The sequence below is a fragment of the Alteromonas sp. KS69 genome, from assembly GCF_003989595.1.
Classification (GTDB): domain Bacteria; phylum Pseudomonadota; class Gammaproteobacteria; order Enterobacterales; family Alteromonadaceae; genus Alteromonas; species Alteromonas naphthalenivorans.
Map to the genome: position 1 here is coordinate 49,156 of NZ_PYHU01000038.1, position 19,063 is coordinate 68,218.

Sequence of the window (19,063 nt, forward strand, 5' to 3'; positions counted from 1 at the left end):
TATAATTCGAACAGCCTTTGGTTATTTAGCCATGGTGCTAAATGAAGCCGCTTAGCGCCCTACCGCAACACCTTCACGTCTTGGATCCGCGCCACCAATAATTTTACCCGATTTAATTTGAATACCATGTAAACCGCTGTTTAAGTCGACAACCTTTACATTATGCCCTAACGCTTTTAACGGCGCTTCAAGCTCAGCAATTGGCGTTCCCTTTTCAAGAGCCGTGTAATCATTTCGGTTAGTAATTTTAGGTAAATTAATGGCCTGCTGTATGTCTAATCCAAAATCTAACACGCCCACTAACGTTTGAGCCACGTAACTTACAATACGTGAGCCACCAGGAGAGCCTACCACCACTTCTAAGTCGCCATCCTTGTCGAATACCATCGTAGGGCTCATTGCGCTTCGTGGGCGCTTGCCTGGCTCAACACGGTTAGGGACAGGGAAACGATTTTGCGTAGGCGAAAACGAAAAGTCGGTCAATTGGTTATTTAGCAAGAAGCCACCCACCATCAAACCCGAACCGAACATAAACTCGATACTTGTGGTCATTGATACCGCATTGCCTTCTTTATCAACAATAGAGAAATGCGAGGTATTAGGCTGTTCCATGTTGCTGCCAAGGCTAATATTGGCATCGCCGTAAGGGTTACCAGCACGTACACGTCGCCACTTCTTATCTGGCGCAATACCTTCAGCGCGGCGATTCAAATACGCAGTGTTAATCATGGCGGCAAACGGAAGGTTGGTAAAATCACTATCCGCTATGTATTTTTCTCTGTCAGCGTAGGCCAGCGCGCTTGATTGAGTGAAAACGTTTGCGAATTCTACCGAGTCAGGCGTGAGGGTAGAAAAATCCTGCCCTTCTAACATTTTTAGAATTTGATACACGTTAATACCACCGGAACTTGGCGGTGCCATGCCACAAATCTGTTTATCACGATACAAGCCACATACCGGCTCACGTCGAATAGGCTCGTAAGCGGCTAAGTCCTCAGTCGTCATTTGACCTGGGTTAATTGACGCAGAATTTACCGTTTTAACAATCTTTTCTGCTAACTCGCCTTTATACAAATAATCAGTGCCGTTTTCGGCAAGACCTTTTAAGGTTTTAGCCAATTGCTTATTTTTACGTATCGCGCCTTCTTTTAACGGAAGCCCCGCAGGAAAGAAGTAGGTAGAACTGGTTGGAAACGTTTTTAAACCTGGGTGGTAATCAAGGGCAATAAGCTTAGCCAGCCGCGGCGACACGCGAAACCCTTCGGTCGCCGTTTTAATCGTATCGTCAAACAATGTGTTCCATGGCAAGGTGCCGAATTCACTTTGTGCAGTTTCCAGCGCTTTAATCGCGCCAGGTACGCCTACTGATTTTCCGCCTACTACGGCATCAAGCCATCGCATAGGCTTATTGCCTTCAATAAACCAATGCGAGTTTACGGCCGCAGGGGCGGTTTCTCTGCCGTCGAAGGTGTGCAGCACTTTGTTTTTATTGTCCCAATACAATATAAACCCGCCACCACCAATGCCTGAGGACTGTGGTTCAACCAGCGATAACATAGATTGCACGGCAACCGCTGCATCAATGGCGCTTCCCCCTTTGGCCAATATGTTTTTGCCTGCCCAGGAGGCGTATGGGTTAGCCGCTACCACCATGTAATCATTCGCAGCAAAGGCTTGTTTATCTACATACCCCGTGGCGGCCTCTGGCTCCCCTACTTCTCTTACTTGCTGTGCATTTGCAGACACCAACAGGCAGCTTGAAACTGCAATGGCTAAAAACGATGAACTAAACCATGAACCACGTTTCAAAATATGACTTCCTCTTTATTTAAATTTCTCCGGATTGATCGGACGTTTTGACAAAAACGCATCAAACGCTTCACGGGCGGCCTCTGAATCCATAGCTTGACCAAACACATCGAATTCGATATCCATATAGTGATGGGTAGATTCCACATCATTCTTTAATAGTGATTTGGTTTGCATCAATGCAAATGAGGGCTTTGCCACCAACTTTTTACATACCGATGTCACTTTCTCGGTTAACTCCTCGGCTGAATAGCTACCGGTAATCAACCCAAACTGACAGGCATCTTCTGTGCCAAATGGTTCGCCTAACATCAGCCACTCGCTGGCTTTTACATGCCCTGCCATTTTCGGAAGAAGATAACTTGAAGCAAATTCAGGAACAAGACCTAAGTTGATGAATGGTAGAACAAATCGGGTGTTTGTCTCAGCATAGATAAAATCGCAGTGTAAAAGCATCGTCGTGCCTATACCCACAGCCATGCCATGAACCTGCGCTACTACCGGCACTTTACAGTTTATTAGCCCACGCATAAATGCCGCAGACTCATTCACGTCATCCCCTTCTTTACGCCCTGCAAAATCACTAATATCGTTGCCTGAAGTAAAACAGTCGCCTTCACCACGGAACAGCACAGTCTTAATGCTATCGTCATTTTCAATACTGAATAATGCGTCAGCCATGCTCTGATACATTTCTCGGGTTAAGGCGTTTTTCTTCTCTGGGCGATTAATGGTGATCGTTAAGATCCCGTTTTTCTTTTCACTTAAAATTAGAGACATTTGTCACCTCATTACGTTTTTATGATTGTTATATAGGCGGAAGCCGACGAAAAAAGCATTTTTACCGATAACGCTTTCCACCCTACTGGCAATTTTATGTATCATACCCAGCACACACGGATTACTAAAATAAATAACAATGATGATGTCACTACCGGTCTCACCTAAGTATAGCGTAGGCCCACTTATTTTAGCGCTTTGCGCTATCGTCGCTTTTTTCTTAGAGCCGCTCTCTGGTGAGTGGTTAGCTTACGATCGTTTCGCCATTCAAGGGTTGGAAACCTGGCGTTTATTATCTGGCAATATTGTGCACACCAATGGGTATCACTTGCTGCTGAATTTATCAGGCCTTACCTTACTGTGGGCGTTACACGGCGAACATTACCGAATAGGTCGTTTTTTAAAAGTATTTGTATGGTGCAGCTTAGGCACAAGTGCTGGCCTTTATCTGTTTTCTGAAGATCTTATTTGGTATGCGGGGTTATCTGGTGCGCTACACGGTATATTCGTATGGGGCGCATTAATGGATATTATGAATAAGATGCGCTCGGGTTGGATTTTACTGGGCGGTGTTGCGCTTAAAGTGATTTATGAACAAATATCAGGCAGTAGTGCTCAGGTTGCTGCACTGATTGACGCCAAAGTTGCCATCGATTCGCACTTATTCGGTGCGCTAAGTGGATTAATCATCTTCACACTTATGTGGCTAACCGCTAAAAAACGGTAGTTAACGAGTGAAATAGCATCGGGTGTGATAATACGACTTCCTTTACTAACTACTGACTACCACCAAAACAAAAACGCCCCTTTATAGGGGCGTTTTTTTATCTTAACAGCCAGCCTTTTCTCACTACAAATTCTCTTCGAATAACTTATAGATTCGGCGGTATTCATCTAACCAAGAGCTTGGTTGAACGAAGCCATGTGGCTCTACAGGGTAAATAGCCGTTTCAAAGTCTTCCTTTTCTAGTTCAATTAACCGCTGAACTAGTCGAACCGTGTCATGGAAAAACACATTGTCATCTACCATGGGTGCATTAATTAAAAGTGGTTTCTCTAGCCCTTCTGCAAAATAAATAGGTGAACTGCGCTCATAGGCAATAGGATCGACATCTGGGGTGTTTAGGATGTTTGACGTATATCCAATGTTATAGTGCGCCCAATCAGTAACTGGGCGAAGCGCTGCACCAGCTGCAAAAAGATCCGGTGCGTTGAACATAGACATAAAGGTTAAGAACCCACCATAAGAGCCCCCATACGTGCCTATTCGATTGCGATCGACATTGGCATTTTCTACCAACCAATTTACACCGTCTCGTAAATCTTGTACTTCAGGCGTCCCCATGTTGCGGTAGATAGCCGTGCGCCAGTCGCGCCCGTAACCTGCCGAGGCACGGTAGTCCATATCAAGTACCACATACCCCTGTTGCACTAGCATGCTATTGAACATGTATTCTCTGAAATACAACGACCACCCTAGGTGGGCATTCTGCAAATAACCGGCACCGTGATTAAAGATTACTGCCTTAAGCGGTTTATCTGCTTGATAGTCTTTAGGTAAGTATACGCGGGCATAAATAGGCGCATCGGTGTGACTAGATGGAATGGCCACCACGTTGGGCACTGCCCACGGCATAGCGGTGAACGCGTCGCTTACCGTATCGGTAATTTTTATAGCCGCTTCTTTGCTATTTACCGCTTTAACATAAAGCTCAGGAGGGCGAGACACTTTGCCATGACTTAACACTAATGTGGCGTTATCTGGACTGAGTTCATACTCTGTTAAACCGTTGAGGTCGGTTAGCGCTTCTATTTCACCGCCGGTAGCCTTCACGCGGTATACTTCAACGATACCAGGATGTTTACTGTTCGCGGTAAAGTACATCCACATGTCATCGCTAGACAACGTTGGGTTGTCGGTAATGAACGTACCTTGAGTTAAGGCTTTAGGCGCTTGCCCTGGTTCTTGCGTATAAAGATGTGCATACCCTGAATGTTCAGACTGATAATACAAGGTTTCGCTGTTATTAAACCAACCGAAGCTGTTAAAACGATAATTTACCCACGCATCATCATGTAGGCGATGTTGGTTAACTAAACGCTGATTGTCTAAGTCTACCGTAGCAATCCAGCGATCTTTGTTGTCCCAAGCCTCTACCATTACCGCAACTTGCTCACCGTCTTTATGCCAACTTATAGACGGTTTTTGCCAGTTCCAGCTAGACAGCAAAGTAATAGGTCTTGGTAAGCGATTAACATCATAACTTTCACCCTTAGCTTTTGCATTTTCAGCCTTTACATCGGCTAATACATCATCGTTATAGCCCGGTAAGCTAAAATAATTTAATAGAGACTTTTCGCCACTTGCTAAGTCTAAAAGCCAAAGCTGATGATTAATCGGTTCAGCGTCAGCTACTTTTCTACGTACAGGCTTGCTCGCTATGCGGCTATCTTCCTGAATGTAGTGCGGCATAATGTCACTATCATCTCGGGAAGGTGTATCTGGCGTGGTCGCCACAATCGCAAAATTCCCTTTCGGAGATACACTCACGCCCACTAGCTTATGGGTTTTATCAAAATAAAATGCATCAGGGGCAATACTGGTGTTATTTGCCGCAAGCGTATCTTGCGCATTTGCTTTCGCTTCACGATCTTTACGCTTTTTAGCAATATACTGAATTAATGATTGTTGCTGCTCGGCAATATAATCTTTTGGCGCGGCGACTGGTTCTGGTTCATCGCTGAATGCCCAACTTACCAATTCTTCTCTGCTGCCGTTCGTTAGGTCTATGGCAATGGCGCTGTTGCCACTTAATGCCATTAAACGCCCATCAGTCATAAAAGATAGCGATGAGAGAAAGCTACCACCACGGGTAAGTTGCACAACGTCATCATTAGCAAATTGCACATATACGCTGTCTTTAAACCGATAAGCAATGACACCGTCTTCACGCTCTACCCGCTCATCGTATTTATATTGGTGTAATTGAGATAATGGAGCTTTTACACTTTTATCTGCCGCATTAAGACTCGCTATATAAACATCTTTTAGCTTGCTGTTAGGTTGTTCTCTTTCGTAAACAATGTGGCTACCATCAATTGACCACCCCATATTGGTCGGCGCTCGGCCCAACCATTGTGGGTCTGCCATAATTTGTTTTAAGGTAATCTCACCGTTTTCTGAATACTGTACAGGGCCCTGCTCAATGTCGGGAGTGTAGGAAGCAATTGGCTCATTACGGATACTTTTAGGTGCCCTAGATGAAAGGGTGTCACTTTGGGCGGAGCTACTTTTAGCGTTTAATTCAGTAGTTGAATCTGTATTGGCGCATCCGCTAAGCAGAAGCGTAATACTAGAAGCTAAAACAAGGGAAGACAATTTCTGCATAATAACGACTTTATTTTTTAGTTATGCCCACATTATACCCAGAGAATCGAGCGATTGACTATTAGGCTGTAAACCCTAAGTGGAAATTACTCAATTCGACAAATCCCTGATATAAAAATCTCTGAATAAAAAGCCGCGCATAAAAAAGCCCCGCATAATATGCGGGGCAATCAAGCACACTCAACTTGGAACACACTTTAGCTCAAACGCACTCATTGCGTTTTGCTAACTGCATAGATTTAGTCAGCGACTTTTTGGGTTAGTTCAATTATTTTACCCTTCGCATTAGCGATACTTTCATTAGCACTGTCTTCACCCATACTAAGTCCTTCTGCATAAACAAATTTCACGTCAGTAATACCGATGAAATTTAAAAAGTGAGTTAAGTATGGTGTTTGTGTATCGTAATCACCGCCTTCGTAAACGCCGCCTCGACTAGCAAATACCTTCGCTTGCTTGCCTTCAAGCAAACCTACCGGCCCAGTTTCAGTATATTTAAAGGTAATACCCGCCCGTGCAATACGGTCGAAATAGGCTTTAAGTGAAGAAGGAATACCGAAGTTGTACATAGGAACTGCTAGCACAATTTCATCTGCCGCTTGAAGTTGTGCAACGAGGTCATCGGAAACCGCAGCTAAACGCTTTTGTGAAGAAGTACGCTCGCTAGCGTCTGTCATCCACGCTTGCATTTCTTCACCGGTTAGATGTGCCAACGCTAGTTCTGCTACATCAACTTTTGTAACCGATGTTTCGCTGCCCTCACGTGACTGAAGATAATAGTCAGCGAGCTCGGTTGATTTACTGTTTTCGCCATTAAGGCTTGAATACACAACAAGAATAGACGTCATTACATTTCTCCTATTAATTTAGTGTGTAAATAATAAAAGACTGTAAATCGAATATATATTAGGAAAATACCCACCTATCGTTCGAATTTAATTGATGAATGACCCGTGTTATAGAATTCATTAGCGTAATATGACTAACAGGAATACGGAACGGTAAATTAGACATTGCATGGTTGGAGGGATTTAAATGGAAAGAAAGGGCAAGAAGCTGATCCTCTCACTGCTAACCCAGAATCAATCGAGTTTGCCACAACACAACTAAGAGAATTAATGCGATGAAAAGGATCTAGCTACTTCTTGCAGAATTGATAATAACACCACTTTTTGTTCGTTACTGCTCCGATGACGAACAAAAAGTGAAATTGACGTTAAATCAATGAAACAGAGAATTTATTCTGCTGCATATTTGCGGTCGAAGGCATTCGTAAAATCATTAATAAGATCGTCGGTATCTTCAATACCTACCGATATTCTTATCATGGTATCTGAAACACCCATAGCTTCCCGCTCTTCTGCTGTATTTTCAAAGTAAATCGTTGGAGCAACAGGCAACGCCAGCGTACGGTTATCACCTAAGTGCGTAGCGCAAATTACCAACTCTAGGGCATTTAAGAATTGAACTGGGTCAATATCATCAACAAGGGTAAAGCTAAGAATAGCGCCATAGCCTCTTTTTAACTGCTCTCGCGCCATAAAGTGCTGCGGGTGGCTAGCCAGCCCAGGATAAAATACGTGTTTTACTTTGGGGTGGTTATCTAAAAACATAGCGAGCTTTTGTGAATTCTCACATGCTCGAGCTAAGCGCAAGCTTAACGTTTCCATACCTAGCGCAATGGCGGTTGCAGACTGAGGGGCCAGTGTGGCGCCTAAATCGCGTAACCCTTTTTTCTTAATTTGTGTTAAACCCCATTGGGCTTCATCGGCAACTTGGTAAGCACTTTTAATGTTTCCAAAGCCTTTCCAATTGAACAGGCCGGTATCAATAACAGCACCGCCCAACACATTACCATGACCAGAAATGTATTTGGTCAGTGAGCAAAATATTAACGAGGCTTTTAGTTCTTTGGCGTAAAAAAGCGGTGGCGGTGTCATGGTGTTATCAACCATAAACAAAATATTACGCTCTTCGCAGTACTGACCGATAGCACGTAGGTCGGCAACTTGGGTTACCGGGTTGGCTACCGTTTCAGTATAGACCCCTTTCGTGTTAGGTAAATAAGCTTCTTTAACGTTTTGGATATCCGTTACATCAGCAAAGGTAATCTGAACACCATAATCGGCAAGCGTATCGAAGAAGCTTCGCGTATTCCCAAACAGATATTGGCTAACGATAAGGTGATCGCCAGCTTTTAAAAGCGAAAACAAGGTACTGCTAATGGCAGACATCCCTGTTGAGAAGCATAAAGCCCCTAAGCCGCCCTCAAGGTCGTTAAGCATATTTTGCAATGCGGCAACCGACGGAGATGATGAGCGCGAATATACGTGGGCTGCACGTTTGCCCTGAAAAGCATCAATGATACCTTGGGCATCAGAAAATTCGAAAAGTACAGAATTAGAAGTGCTGGTATGCACGCCGCCATGCTCTGGGGTATTGAGCAAACGATCTGCGTGAACCTGCCGGGTTGTAAATCCCTGTTTTGACACGGGTGAACGCTCCGTTACGTTAGCTGGTTATACAGTTTTTTGGATAATGGGCGCAAACGTTAGCATAAAACGCATAAATAGTTTGCATTTGTTCTTCAATATCGTCGATTTGGTCAATAATTGGGCCAAGTACAACGGTTTTCTTGGCGTAATCAAGCCCTAGCAGCTGAATGGGAATATTGGCCTCTTTAGCAATGTACATAAAACCGGTTTTCCAAGGAAATACGCCTTTTCGTGTCCCTTCTGGTGCCAAGGCCAATACTACTTCTTCGCTGTCTTGTATCTGACGTACGATATTATTCACCACCCCATGTGCTTTACTTCGCTCTATGGGTATGCCGCCAAGTTTCCTCACAATATAGCCTAAAGGGGGTGTAAAAATGGTGTGTTTGCCAAAAAAGTTAACCTTAATTCTTAACGCAAACACCACCAGTATGCCTATAAAGAAATCCCAGTTCGACGTATGTGGAGCAACAGCCAATATCACTTTTTTATCGTTGATGAGCTCGCCTTCCACTCGCCACCCCCGTTTAGTTAAAATAAAACTGCCGCAAGCACTTAGCCAGTGTGGCCATTTGCGTGGTAACTTATTGCCCACTAACTGATGATGAATCGTTTTTTTCATTCTTGTTATTCTCTTACTACGTTTTAGCGGGTAAGCATAAAAAAGTTAGCGGCAATCCACCACCTTTACATGATATTGAATGCGGTTACCGTGTTCATTATTCACAACAGTCAGCGAGTAAAGTTGTATATGTGCATATTGTTTATTGCAGTAGACCAAAGTCAGGAATTCCCTTTGGTTATTGCGGCAAATAGAGATGAATTTCACGCTAGACCCACTGCTGTGTCTGGGTTTTGGAATAATCACCCACATGTGCTTGCAGGCCATGATTTACAGGCTCACGGCACTTGGATGGGAGTTACGCGTAACGGAAAAGTGGCCGCCTTAACCAATATTAGAGCTCCTGAGACGATAAAAACCGATGCTATTTCTCGCGGCGGCTTAGTGGCAGATTGGCTTATTGATGAAGCAATGAAACAGCCCACCTACCTTAACGTATTACGTGCAAACCGGCACAAGTATAATGGCTATAATTTGGTTTATGGTGATGTAAAATCACTCGCGGTGTACAACAACTTCGAAGACACCCACGCTACGTTAACCCAAGGTGTTTACGGTTTATCCAACGCTAACTTAACGACACCTTGGCCGAAAGTCACCAAAGGAATAGCGTCGTTAACCGATTACGTGAGCCAAAATAATCAGCTTGATACTGAGGCACTTTTCGCCATTTTAAAAGACGAAGACAAAGCATCTGATCATACGCTGCCTAACACAGGCATTGGGTATGAATGGGAAAAACGTCTGTCGTCTATTTTTATCCAATCACCAGAATATGGTACTCGTACTTCTACTCTGCTTCTTGTAAATAGCCACCAACAAATACATTGGTATGAACGTACTTTTAATACGCGCGGTGACGTAGTGGGCAACCAACATTTTATTATCGGTTAAGTCGTGTTCTGCCTAGCACTACACACATAGGCGCAAGTGACATGCATCTGATGAGTATTAACTGACACGTAATTTTGTGATGTGTATTTCGTTTTACACCACAAATACCAATTTAATGACATATTTTCTACTATAAAGGGTCGTTTTTTCTACCATCGGTGGCATAATGCGTGCCTGCTATTTTTTGCATTGCAACGAGGAAATATCGTGTTTGAAGTATTACCCCATCTCGCCCCAGACCCAATACTTGGTTTGTCAGCTGCTTATCGTGAAGATTTAAATTCTCATAAAATCGACTTAGGTGTCGGTGTTTATAAAGATGAGCAAGGTAATACCCCTATTCTTACTAGCGTAGCGAAAGCGCAACAACTGTTGTTAGAACGTGAAACCAGCAAAACCTATATTACGCCACAAGGTAATCAGGGTTACATCGACAACATGCTTACTTTGCTTTTAGGCAAGAGCAGCCCTGTATTACTTGCTGACCGTGTTGCCGTGGTTCAAGCGCCAGGTGGTTGTGGTGCACTTCGCATTCTTTCAGAATTACTGGTTCGTTGTAACGAGAACGCTAAAGTATGGGTAAGCGACCCAACATGGGCTAATCATATCCCGTTAATTGGTTCTGCTGGTCTTAAAATTGAAACCTACCCGTACTTCGATAAAGCGTCTGCTAGCATTCGCTTCGATGCCATGATGGATACCCTTCGCGGTGCAGCGAAAGGCGATATCGTGTTACTTCACGGTTGCTGCCACAACCCAACGGGTGCAGATTTAACGAATGCACAGTGGGACGAAGTACTAGCGGTTGCTAAAGAGCGTGAGTTCCTACCTTTCATTGATGTGGCTTACTTAGGTTTCGGTGAAGGCTTAGATGAAGATGCGTATGGCCTTCGTCTTTTGGTTGAAAACCTACCAGAAGTGATTGTTGCGGCATCTTGCTCTAAAAACTTCGGTTTATACCGTGAGCGTGTTGGTCTTGCTGCCATCATTACTGCTGATACCAGCACACGCAAAATTGCTCAAGGCCAAATTCAATCTATTGCTCGTGGTATTTACTCTATGCCACCTAGCTACGGCGGTGCGTTGGTTGATATTATCTTGTCTGACGAAGCGCTTAATCAAGAATGGGTTAATGAAGTAGATGAAATGCGTAACCGTATGAAAACGCTACGTGCCATGCTGGTTAAGAACTTGCACGACAATGGTTCGCCAAAAGACTTCAGCTTTGTTAACGATCAAAAAGGCATGTTCTCGTTCTTGTGTATTACACCTGAGCAAGTGCGTGAAGTTCGTGAAAAACACAGTGTTTACTTTGTTGACTCTAGCCGCGTAAACATTGCGGGTATTAATAACGAAAACGTTGAAGCGTTAGCGAAAGCCTTAGTATCTGTGCTCTAGTTTTAAGAGCTTTGATATTTAAGTGCGCTAAGCTTTAAATAAGCTAAGTTTTAAAAGATAGGCTTTTCGGTTAAATAATAAAAATTAAAAAGGGCTACGTGATGAAAACGTAGCCCTTTTTTTGTTTGAGCGAGTCACTCAAATTATCTCAGTTGAGATAAAGATCAAACCCCTCGCGTTAGCGTGTGCCCGCGGTAATCATTCTATCTAACGCATTGGCGAAATTCTGTTTATCTCGCTGAGAAAACGCTTTAGGGCCACCCGTGTGTTCACCGCTTGAACGCATGGTATCCATAAAGTCTCGCATAGTAAGCGCGGCACGGATGGATGATTTGTCGTATTCATCGCCCCGGTTGTTCATGGCTTTGGCGTTCTTGGCCAGAATATCGGCAGCCAAAGGAATGTCTCCGGTAATCACTAAATCACCGGCTTCTATCTTTTCAACAATATAATCATCTGCGGCATCAAAGCCAGAAGGCACGATAGTTAACGTAATATGTTTATCTGGTGGAACAGACATAGAATGATTAGCAACTAAAGACAAAGGCAGACCGGTACGTCGGGCTGCCTTAAAAAGTATGTCTTTAATCACACTGGGACACGCATCTGCGTCAACCCATATATGCATGGTAAAATCTCGTTAGCGTTTTTTACGCTAGCATACCACCATCAACCACCACTGTCGTGCCTGTGGTGTAGCTAGATGCGTCAGACACTAAGTACAATACCGTACCTGCCATTTCATCCGGATCGGCAACACGGCCTAGTGGGATCACTTTAAGCGCGTGCTTCAAAATTTGATCATTTGAAGTTAGTGCTGAGGCAAACTTAGTATCAGTTAAGCCAGGTAATAACGCATTAACGCGAATATTTAAGCTTCCACATTCTTTTGCGAATGATTTCGTCATGCTAATAACGGCTGCTTTCGTAATAGAGTAAATACCCTGCATGTCACCAGGTGTTACACCGTTCACTGAAGCCGTGTTAAGAATGACGCCACCGCCCTGCTCTTTCATCATTTTGCCCGCTTCAATCGACATAAAGAAGTAGCCACGAATGTTCACGTCTACTGTTTTGTCGTAAGCGCCTAAATCTGTATCTAGGATATGACCAAAGTACGGGTTAGCTGCCGCATTGTTCACGAGTATATCTAGCTTACCGAATTCGCTTTTAATTTCGGCAAAAGCAGCGGTAATTTGCTCCATATCGCCAACATGACATGCAAGCGCTGTTGCTTTACCACCTGCATCACGAATTGAAGAGGCTACTGCTTCACAGCCATCAATTTTACGGCTAGACACAATAACATGTGCGCCATATTGCGCTAACAAACGTGCGATTGATTCACCAATACCTCGGCTAGCACCTGTTACTAAAGCAACCTTGCCAGTTAAATCGAATAAATTTTTCATAATAGTTTTCCCTTTTTTAAAATCTGTCGCGCTTTCATCAAACGCAATAACTTTTATCAAACTCAAGAAATTGGGTGATTAGGCCAACATGCCGCCATCAAGTACAACCGATTGTCCTGTCATGAATGAAGACTCGTCACTACACAACCATGCTATCGCATTCGCTATTTCTTCAGGTTTGCCTAAACGCTTCATGGGGTTTGCTCCCACCATGGCTTTTTGTCCACGTTCGTCTAATTTAGACAACACGCCCTGTACCATTGGCGTGTCAACAAAGCTTGGGCACACCGCATTAATGCGAATATTCGCACGGGCATATTCCACCGCTGCCGATTTAGTTAAGCCAATAACTCCGTGTTTAGATGCACTGTAGGCACTGATCATAGGCGCGGAGCGTAAGCCCGCTACCGACGCAATGTTAATAATATGACCACCACCATTTACGGTCATATGTTTAAGCGCATTTTTCATGCAATACCACACGCCCGCTAGATTCACCTGAATGTTCTTCATGAACATAGCATCGTCTACTTCAGTAAGGGGCGCTGGGAAATGGTCTATACCCGCATTATTGATGATTACGTCTAGCTTGGCTTGCTGTGAAAACGCCACTTCAAACATGGCATTCACTTGTGCAGGCTCAGTAACATCTACTTTTACCGCATAGGCATTACCGCCCGCTTCTTTGAGCTGATGCACTAAGGCTTCTGCTGCATCCATATTCAAATCGGCAACACCGACCAATGCCCCGCGCTCACATAAGGTTTTGGCCGAGGCTGCGCCAATACCTGAGCCGCCCCCTGTGATAAGGATATGTTTCCCTTCTACGTTTGATGCCACCATTTTATTGCCCCGCCTTAATATTTTTTGCAATGTGCCATTGTTGGTATGTCATTGTTATGCCCTTGAAGCCGTTATTAGAAATAACTGGCTTTCACATTTTCACAGGTTGGTTCTTGTGACGTAATGACTTCTATATCACGTTTCACTAGCGGTAATTCCCAATTGAGGAAGTATTCAGCAGCTGCCACTTTTCCTTCGTAGAAATCGCCGTCTTGACCACTTGCGCCATTAGCCAATGCTTGCTCGGCAACATTCGCTTGGCGTAACCAAATCCAACTCACTACGCAGGCAGAAAAGATATTCAAAAAGCAGCTTGCGTTAGTCAGTAACACGGCTTGTTTATCTGAACGTAAGTCACCCGCCGCTTGTTGAATGAGCCCGCCAAGTTGGTCAAGGTAAGGTTTAAGTTTTGCCGCTAGCGCTTGAGCTCGTGGTGTTGTAGCCGCTTTCATGTCGCCAGAAACACGAGCCATTAATACTTGGAGCCCTTTGCCTTCGCTTTGCCATAATTTACGACCTAGTAAATCCAAGGCTTGAATACCATTTGTTCCTTCGTGAATAGGGTTCAAACGGTTATCCCGCCAGCACTGTTCTACGGGGTATTCTCGGGTATAACCAGCGCCGCCAAGAATTTGAATGGCTAAGTCGTTAGCTTTAGGGCCAAATTCAGAAGGCCACGCTTTAAATACTGGGGTAAGTAGCTCGAGTAGCTGGGAAATTTCGGTGCGTTTTGCGGTGTCTTCTTCCGTCTCCAACGCATCAATTAAGGTGCTGCCATATAAACACAGTGCCATGCCACCTTCACAATAGGACTTTTGCGCTAACAACATGCGACGCACATCACCATGGTTAATAATTGGTGTTGCCTCATCTTCTGGAGCTAGTTTCGGCGCAGCACGCCCTTGGGTACGATCTTTTGCATACTCAAGTGAATAGCGATAGCCACGATAACCAATCATGGCAGCGCCGTAACCTACACCAATGCGCGCTTCATTCATCATCATGAACATGTAACGCAAGCCTTGGTGTGGTTCACCCACGAGATAACCATGACAGTCACCGTTCTCACCAAACGTAAGTGCAGTAGAGGTCGTACCACGATAACCCATTTTATGAATAAGCCCAGCCAGAGTGACGTCGTTACGGGGGCCAGGGTTACCGTTTTCATCTAGACGGTATTTAGGAACAACAAATAATGAAATACCTTTTACGCCCGCAGGGCCGCCAGGAATTTTCGCTAATACCAAATGAACAATGTTGTCTGATAATTCGTGTTCGCCTGCAGAGATATAAAGCTTACTGCCCTTCACGCGATACGTGCCATCTTCGTGAAGCGTTGCCGATGTGCGAATATCTGCCAAGCCAGAGCCCGCATGAGGCTCAGTTAATGCCATAGTGCCGGTAAAGTCACCTGTTAGCATTTTAGGTAAAAAAGCTTGCTTGGTTTCTTCATTGGCAAAATGTTTCACCACATTTGCCGCCGCAGCAGTAAGAAAAGGATACGCTGTAGTGGAAGGATTTGCCGCTAAGAAGTAACCCGCACACGCATTCATAATGGTAACGGGTAATTGCATTCCGCCATCTTCATAATCGAAGTGACCTGCAATAAAGCCTGACTCCCTATAAGTATCAAAGGCTTTTTTAACCTCATCTATCATGGTGACTTTTTTGCCATCAAAAGTAGGCTCATCTTTATCAGCGATAGCGTTGTGAGGAAGAAACAGCTCTTCAGCCATTTTTTCTGCCATATCAATAACGGCATTAAACGTTTCAACGTTATGTTCTTCAAAACGGGGTTTTTCACACAAAGACTGTGTATTTAATACTTCATAGAGTTGGAATTGCATTTCCCGACGGGGAATAAGTTGGTCAGCCATAATAAAGTCCTTGAGCAAATTGTTAATGCATTGTGTCATATTCGTTATCATGCCATTATTGTCATTTATGACACAATCATGGCCATTTACGCCAACAATCACCGTTAGTTATCGTATTTAATAAACTGTATTATTTTTATGAATAAACCACCGTTCGTCGTGACCGTATTAGGATTTGATCAAGCTTTGGCTTCTGCCATCACTGGCGCACTCGATGTCTTCGCATTTGCAGGCATCAGTTGGCAGCGCATTCATAACCAACCCACCACCCCTAAATTTAAAGTTCAGCTGGCGAGTTTTCACGGCAAACCTTTTCACTGTACTAACCAGTTACTGCTAACCCCTAACATTGCTATTGAAGATGTGACAGACACTCATATTTTGCTGATCCCCACGATTGGCGGCGATATCGATACGGTTTTACAAGAAAACGCGAATCAACTTGTACATATTAAACGGCTGCAAAAACAAGGGGCGGATATTGCAGGTAACTGCACCGGGACTTTTTTGTTAGCAGAGTCAGGGTTACTTGATAATAAAGTTGCCACTACCCATTGGGGCTATGCTGATAAATTTCGCTCTCATTATCCCAATGTTAATTTGCAGTCTGAAAAGATGGTAACTGAACAAGATGCTATTTTTTGTGCAGGTGGCGGTATGGCGTGGATAGATTTGGCTATTTTGCTTATAGAACGTTATTGCGGTCATCAAGTGGCCAGTGATACTGCCAAGTCTCATGTACTCGATTTTTCCAGGCCGAATCAAACCGTGTATGCAAGCAGTCGCCAGCATAAATTTCACCAAGATAAAGATGTGTTAGCAGTGCAAAATTACTTGGAAGAACATTTTACAAAACGGCTCACGCTGAAACATGTTGCCCACGAACATAATATGACTGAGCGCACATTAATAAGGCGTTTCAAGCAAGCCTGTGCAATAACGCCTATTCAATATTTACAAGGTTTACGGTTAGAACAAGCACGAAAAATTTTAGAAACATCTATGTCTCCTCTTGAATCCATTGTGAATAGTGTGGGTTACGAGGACCTCAGTTCTTTCACTCGGCTTTTCAAAAAATATACCGGTTTATCGCCCTCACAATATCGCGCCAAGTTCATAAGAAAATAAATATTTACAACAATGATAAGTTTTTATTACCTAGTTTGTGTAAAATGCTACGCCGCGTACAGACCGCTTTTTCTGTACCGAAAAACACTACAAAAGTATAATTCAAAACTCTTGGTGGACACATGAGAACACATAAACTAGCCTCTTTGGCGCTTGCAGTTAGTGCAGCGTTCAGTACTTCAATCCTTGCTCAAGAAGCAGAAACAATACAAAAAAAAGAAACGGCTCTTGAACAAATTACCGTAACAGCGCAAAAACGTACCCAGTCAATTCAGGAAGTACCTATTTCTGTCGCGACGCTTAGTGGTGAAAAATTTGAAAGCTTGTTTTCAGGTGGTGAAGATATTCTTGCATTGGCCGTTCGCGTGCCTGGCCTTTACGCTGAGTCGTCAAACGGTCGCGTAGCGCCACGTTTCTATATTCGTGGCCTAGGTAACACCGACTTCGATTTAGCCGCCTCTCAACCAGTTTCTATTATCATGGACGAAGTGGTAATGGAAAATGTGGTACTAAAAAGCTTCCCACTTTTTGATGTGCAACAAGTTGAAGTATTACGTGGCCCACAAGGCACCTTATTTGGCCGTAACACTACAGCAGGTATCATTAAGTTCGATACAGTAAAACCTACACAAGATTTAGAAGGTTACGCTAAAGCCGGTTTTGGTTCTTATGGCACAATGAATTTTGAAGGTGCTATTAGTGGCGGTTTAACTGATGAGCTATCAGCACGCTTGTCTGTACTTTCACAAGAGCGTGATGATTACATCGACAATGCTTTTACCGGTGAAAACGATGCGATTGGCGGCTTTGACGAAAAAGCTTATCGCTTACAGCTTCTTTGGGAACCCTCTGACGATTTCTCAGCTTTATTAAATGTTCACGGCAGAGAATTAGATGGCACAGCGTCAATTTTCCGCGCTAACATTTTTGATGTTGGCAGCAATAACCTAAACGCAAATTACGACCGCGATACCATTTATTATGATGGTGACATCGACGGCAACGGTGCTGACAATAACCCTCAAGAATATGACGGTTTCGGCGCATCACTAAAGCTTGAATACGATATGGATGATGTGACCTTCACATCAATCTCAGCCATGGAAACCGCTGAAGGTTCAAGCCTTGGTGACATTGATGGCGGTTTCAACAATGCTGATGGCACATCTGGCCCTGGCGTTATTCCATTCTCTGCTGTTACTCAAGATAATCTAGACGACCTTGAGCAATATACGCAGGAATTCCGCTTATCAAGCAACACCACTGATGCAATGAACTGGCAACTAGGCGCCTTCTATTACGACGCGTCTTTCAACGTGACCAGTATTGACGGTTTCTTTGGTGCAACCACTGTTTTCCATGAAAACAGAACATGGGCGGTATTTGGTCAAACGTCTTACCAAGTGAATGAGAAACTAAATATTACTGGTGGCCTTCGTTATACTCATGACGAGAAATCATTGATTGTTGGCGATCAAAACGTAGATGGCTTTGCCGTCGTTATTGGCGCTGCAAGCGTACAAGATTACGAGCCAATTAACGTTGATGATGGGCAAACCAGTTTCGAACTTAGCGCTAATTACCGTATAACAGACGATATGTCTGCTTACGCTCGCTACTCAAATGGTTTCCGTGCTCAAACTATTCAAGGTCGTGATGTTGCATTTGAAAGCTCACCATCTGTGGCTGACGCTGAAACGATTAACTCTTATGAAGTTGGTTTTAAATCTGATTTGCTAGATGGAACACTTCGTCTTAACGGTGCAGCGTTCTACTACACGGTTGACGATATGCAATTGTCAGCCATTGGTGGTGGTAACAACTTTACTGCACTCGTTAATGCAGATGAAGGCGAAGCCTACGGTTTTGAAATTGATTCTCAGTGGTTAGCGACTGATGAACTAACCTTTACTGCTGGCTACAGCTACAACCACACAGAAATTAAAGATGACACATTAACGATTGGCGGTTGTGGTTCTTGTACTGTTACCGACCCAGTAGCAGATGATGGCAACTACATTGTGAACGGTAACCCGTTCCCACAAGCACCAGAGTCAATCTTTAACTTTACCGCACGCTACACTGTACCTATGGGCGACAACGGTGAATTCTTCGTATTTACCGATTGGGCGTTCCAAGGTGAAACTAACATCTTCTTATATGAGTCTGTGGAATTTACAACTGACGACAACTTTGAAGGTGGTTTGCGTATAGGTTACGAAAACTTCGAGCATAACTACACAGTGGCATTGTTCGGCCGTAACATTACCGATGAAGATAACGTTAAAGGGGCTATCGACTTTAACAACCTTACCGGTATTATGAACGAACCACGTATCCTTGGTGTTGAAGTGAAGTACTCTTTCTACTAATCACTATTTTGATTTAGGTTGAAAGTGCAGATCTGATCTGCACTT

Annotated in this window: 15 protein-coding genes; 5 read left to right on the forward strand and 10 right to left on the reverse strand. The window is 43.8% G+C overall.

Features of this window, described 5'->3' with window-relative positions:
• Window positions 1–51: 51 nt before the first annotated feature.
• Complete coding sequence (gene ggt / locus C7Y69_RS17250; protein ID WP_126873537.1) at window positions 52–1,809, reverse strand: gamma-glutamyltransferase; 1,758 nt, start codon at window positions 1,807–1,809, stop codon at window positions 52–54.
• Between the two features lie 15 nt (window positions 1,810–1,824).
• Window positions 1,825–2,589, reverse strand: a complete 765-nt coding sequence (locus C7Y69_RS17255) for an enoyl-CoA hydratase (RefSeq protein ID WP_013784270.1) — start codon at window positions 2,587–2,589, stop codon at window positions 1,825–1,827.
• 142 nt (window positions 2,590–2,731) lie between these two features.
• Here C7Y69_RS17255 and rrtA point away from each other — a divergent pair, with 142 nt between their 5' ends.
• Window positions 2,732–3,316 carry a rhombosortase gene (gene rrtA, locus C7Y69_RS17260; protein WP_041452885.1) on the forward strand — a complete coding sequence of 195 codons (585 nt, stop codon included), beginning with the start codon at window positions 2,732–2,734 and terminating at the stop codon, window positions 3,314–3,316.
• A 123-nt stretch (window positions 3,317–3,439) separates the two neighbouring features.
• Here the strand turns inward: rrtA and C7Y69_RS17265 are convergent, their stop codons facing one another.
• From C7Y69_RS17265 to C7Y69_RS17280, 4 genes are all read right to left on the reverse strand, one after another.
• A complete protein-coding gene (locus C7Y69_RS17265; protein WP_126873539.1) occupies window positions 3,440–5,977 on the reverse strand; it encodes a S9 family peptidase in 2,538 nt (845 codons plus the stop codon).
• A gap of 239 nt (window positions 5,978–6,216) precedes the next feature.
• Window positions 6,217–6,825, reverse strand: a complete 609-nt coding sequence (locus C7Y69_RS17270) for an FMN-dependent NADH-azoreductase (RefSeq protein ID WP_013784273.1) — start codon at window positions 6,823–6,825, stop codon at window positions 6,217–6,219.
• A gap of 390 nt (window positions 6,826–7,215) precedes the next feature.
• Complete coding sequence (locus tag C7Y69_RS17275; RefSeq protein WP_013784274.1) at window positions 7,216–8,469, reverse strand: cystathionine gamma-synthase family protein; 1,254 nt, start codon at window positions 8,467–8,469, stop codon at window positions 7,216–7,218.
• Window positions 8,470–8,488: 19 nt separating this feature from the next.
• Window positions 8,489–9,094, reverse strand: a complete 606-nt coding sequence (locus tag C7Y69_RS17280) for a 1-acyl-sn-glycerol-3-phosphate acyltransferase (RefSeq protein ID WP_013784275.1) — start codon at window positions 9,092–9,094, stop codon at window positions 8,489–8,491.
• 129 nt (window positions 9,095–9,223) lie between these two features.
• On the opposite strand from C7Y69_RS17280, the gene C7Y69_RS17285 reads away from it, so the two are divergent.
• Window positions 9,224–9,988, forward strand: a complete 765-nt coding sequence (locus C7Y69_RS17285) for an NRDE family protein (RefSeq protein ID WP_041452886.1) — start codon at window positions 9,224–9,226, stop codon at window positions 9,986–9,988.
• A gap of 207 nt (window positions 9,989–10,195) precedes the next feature.
• Window positions 10,196–11,386, forward strand: coding sequence for an aromatic amino acid transaminase (locus tag C7Y69_RS17290; RefSeq protein WP_126873541.1), 1,191 nt, complete (start codon window positions 10,196–10,198; stop codon window positions 11,384–11,386).
• Between the two features lie 178 nt (window positions 11,387–11,564).
• Here the strand turns inward: C7Y69_RS17290 and C7Y69_RS17295 are convergent, their stop codons facing one another.
• The 4 genes from C7Y69_RS17295 to C7Y69_RS17310 all read right to left on the reverse strand — a co-directional run bounded on the left by C7Y69_RS17295 (window position 11,565) and on the right by C7Y69_RS17310 (window position 15,518).
• Window positions 11,565–12,014: a YaiI/YqxD family protein gene (locus tag C7Y69_RS17295; RefSeq protein WP_126873543.1), complete on the reverse strand. Its 450-nt coding sequence runs from the start codon at window positions 12,012–12,014 to the stop codon at window positions 11,565–11,567.
• Between the two features lie 22 nt (window positions 12,015–12,036).
• Window positions 12,037–12,798, reverse strand: a complete 762-nt coding sequence (locus C7Y69_RS17300; protein WP_013784279.1) for an SDR family oxidoreductase — start codon at window positions 12,796–12,798, stop codon at window positions 12,037–12,039.
• Between the two features lie 78 nt (window positions 12,799–12,876).
• A complete protein-coding gene (locus C7Y69_RS17305) occupies window positions 12,877–13,641 on the reverse strand; it encodes an SDR family NAD(P)-dependent oxidoreductase (protein WP_013784280.1) in 765 nt (254 codons plus the stop codon).
• A 74-nt stretch (window positions 13,642–13,715) separates the two neighbouring features.
• A complete protein-coding gene (locus C7Y69_RS17310) occupies window positions 13,716–15,518 on the reverse strand; it encodes an acyl-CoA dehydrogenase (RefSeq protein ID WP_013784281.1) in 1,803 nt (600 codons plus the stop codon).
• Between the two features lie 138 nt (window positions 15,519–15,656).
• Here C7Y69_RS17310 and C7Y69_RS17315 point away from each other — a divergent pair, with 138 nt between their 5' ends.
• Both C7Y69_RS17315 and C7Y69_RS17320 read left to right on the forward strand, forming a co-directional pair.
• The gene (locus C7Y69_RS17315) at window positions 15,657–16,646 is read left to right on the forward strand and encodes a GlxA family transcriptional regulator (protein ID WP_126873544.1); all 990 of its coding nucleotides are present in this window, start codon (window positions 15,657–15,659) and stop codon (window positions 16,644–16,646) included.
• Between the two features lie 122 nt (window positions 16,647–16,768).
• Window positions 16,769–19,018, forward strand: coding sequence for a TonB-dependent receptor (locus C7Y69_RS17320; protein WP_126873546.1), 2,250 nt, complete (start codon window positions 16,769–16,771; stop codon window positions 19,016–19,018).
• The last annotated feature ends 45 nt before the right edge of the window (window positions 19,019–19,063 follow it).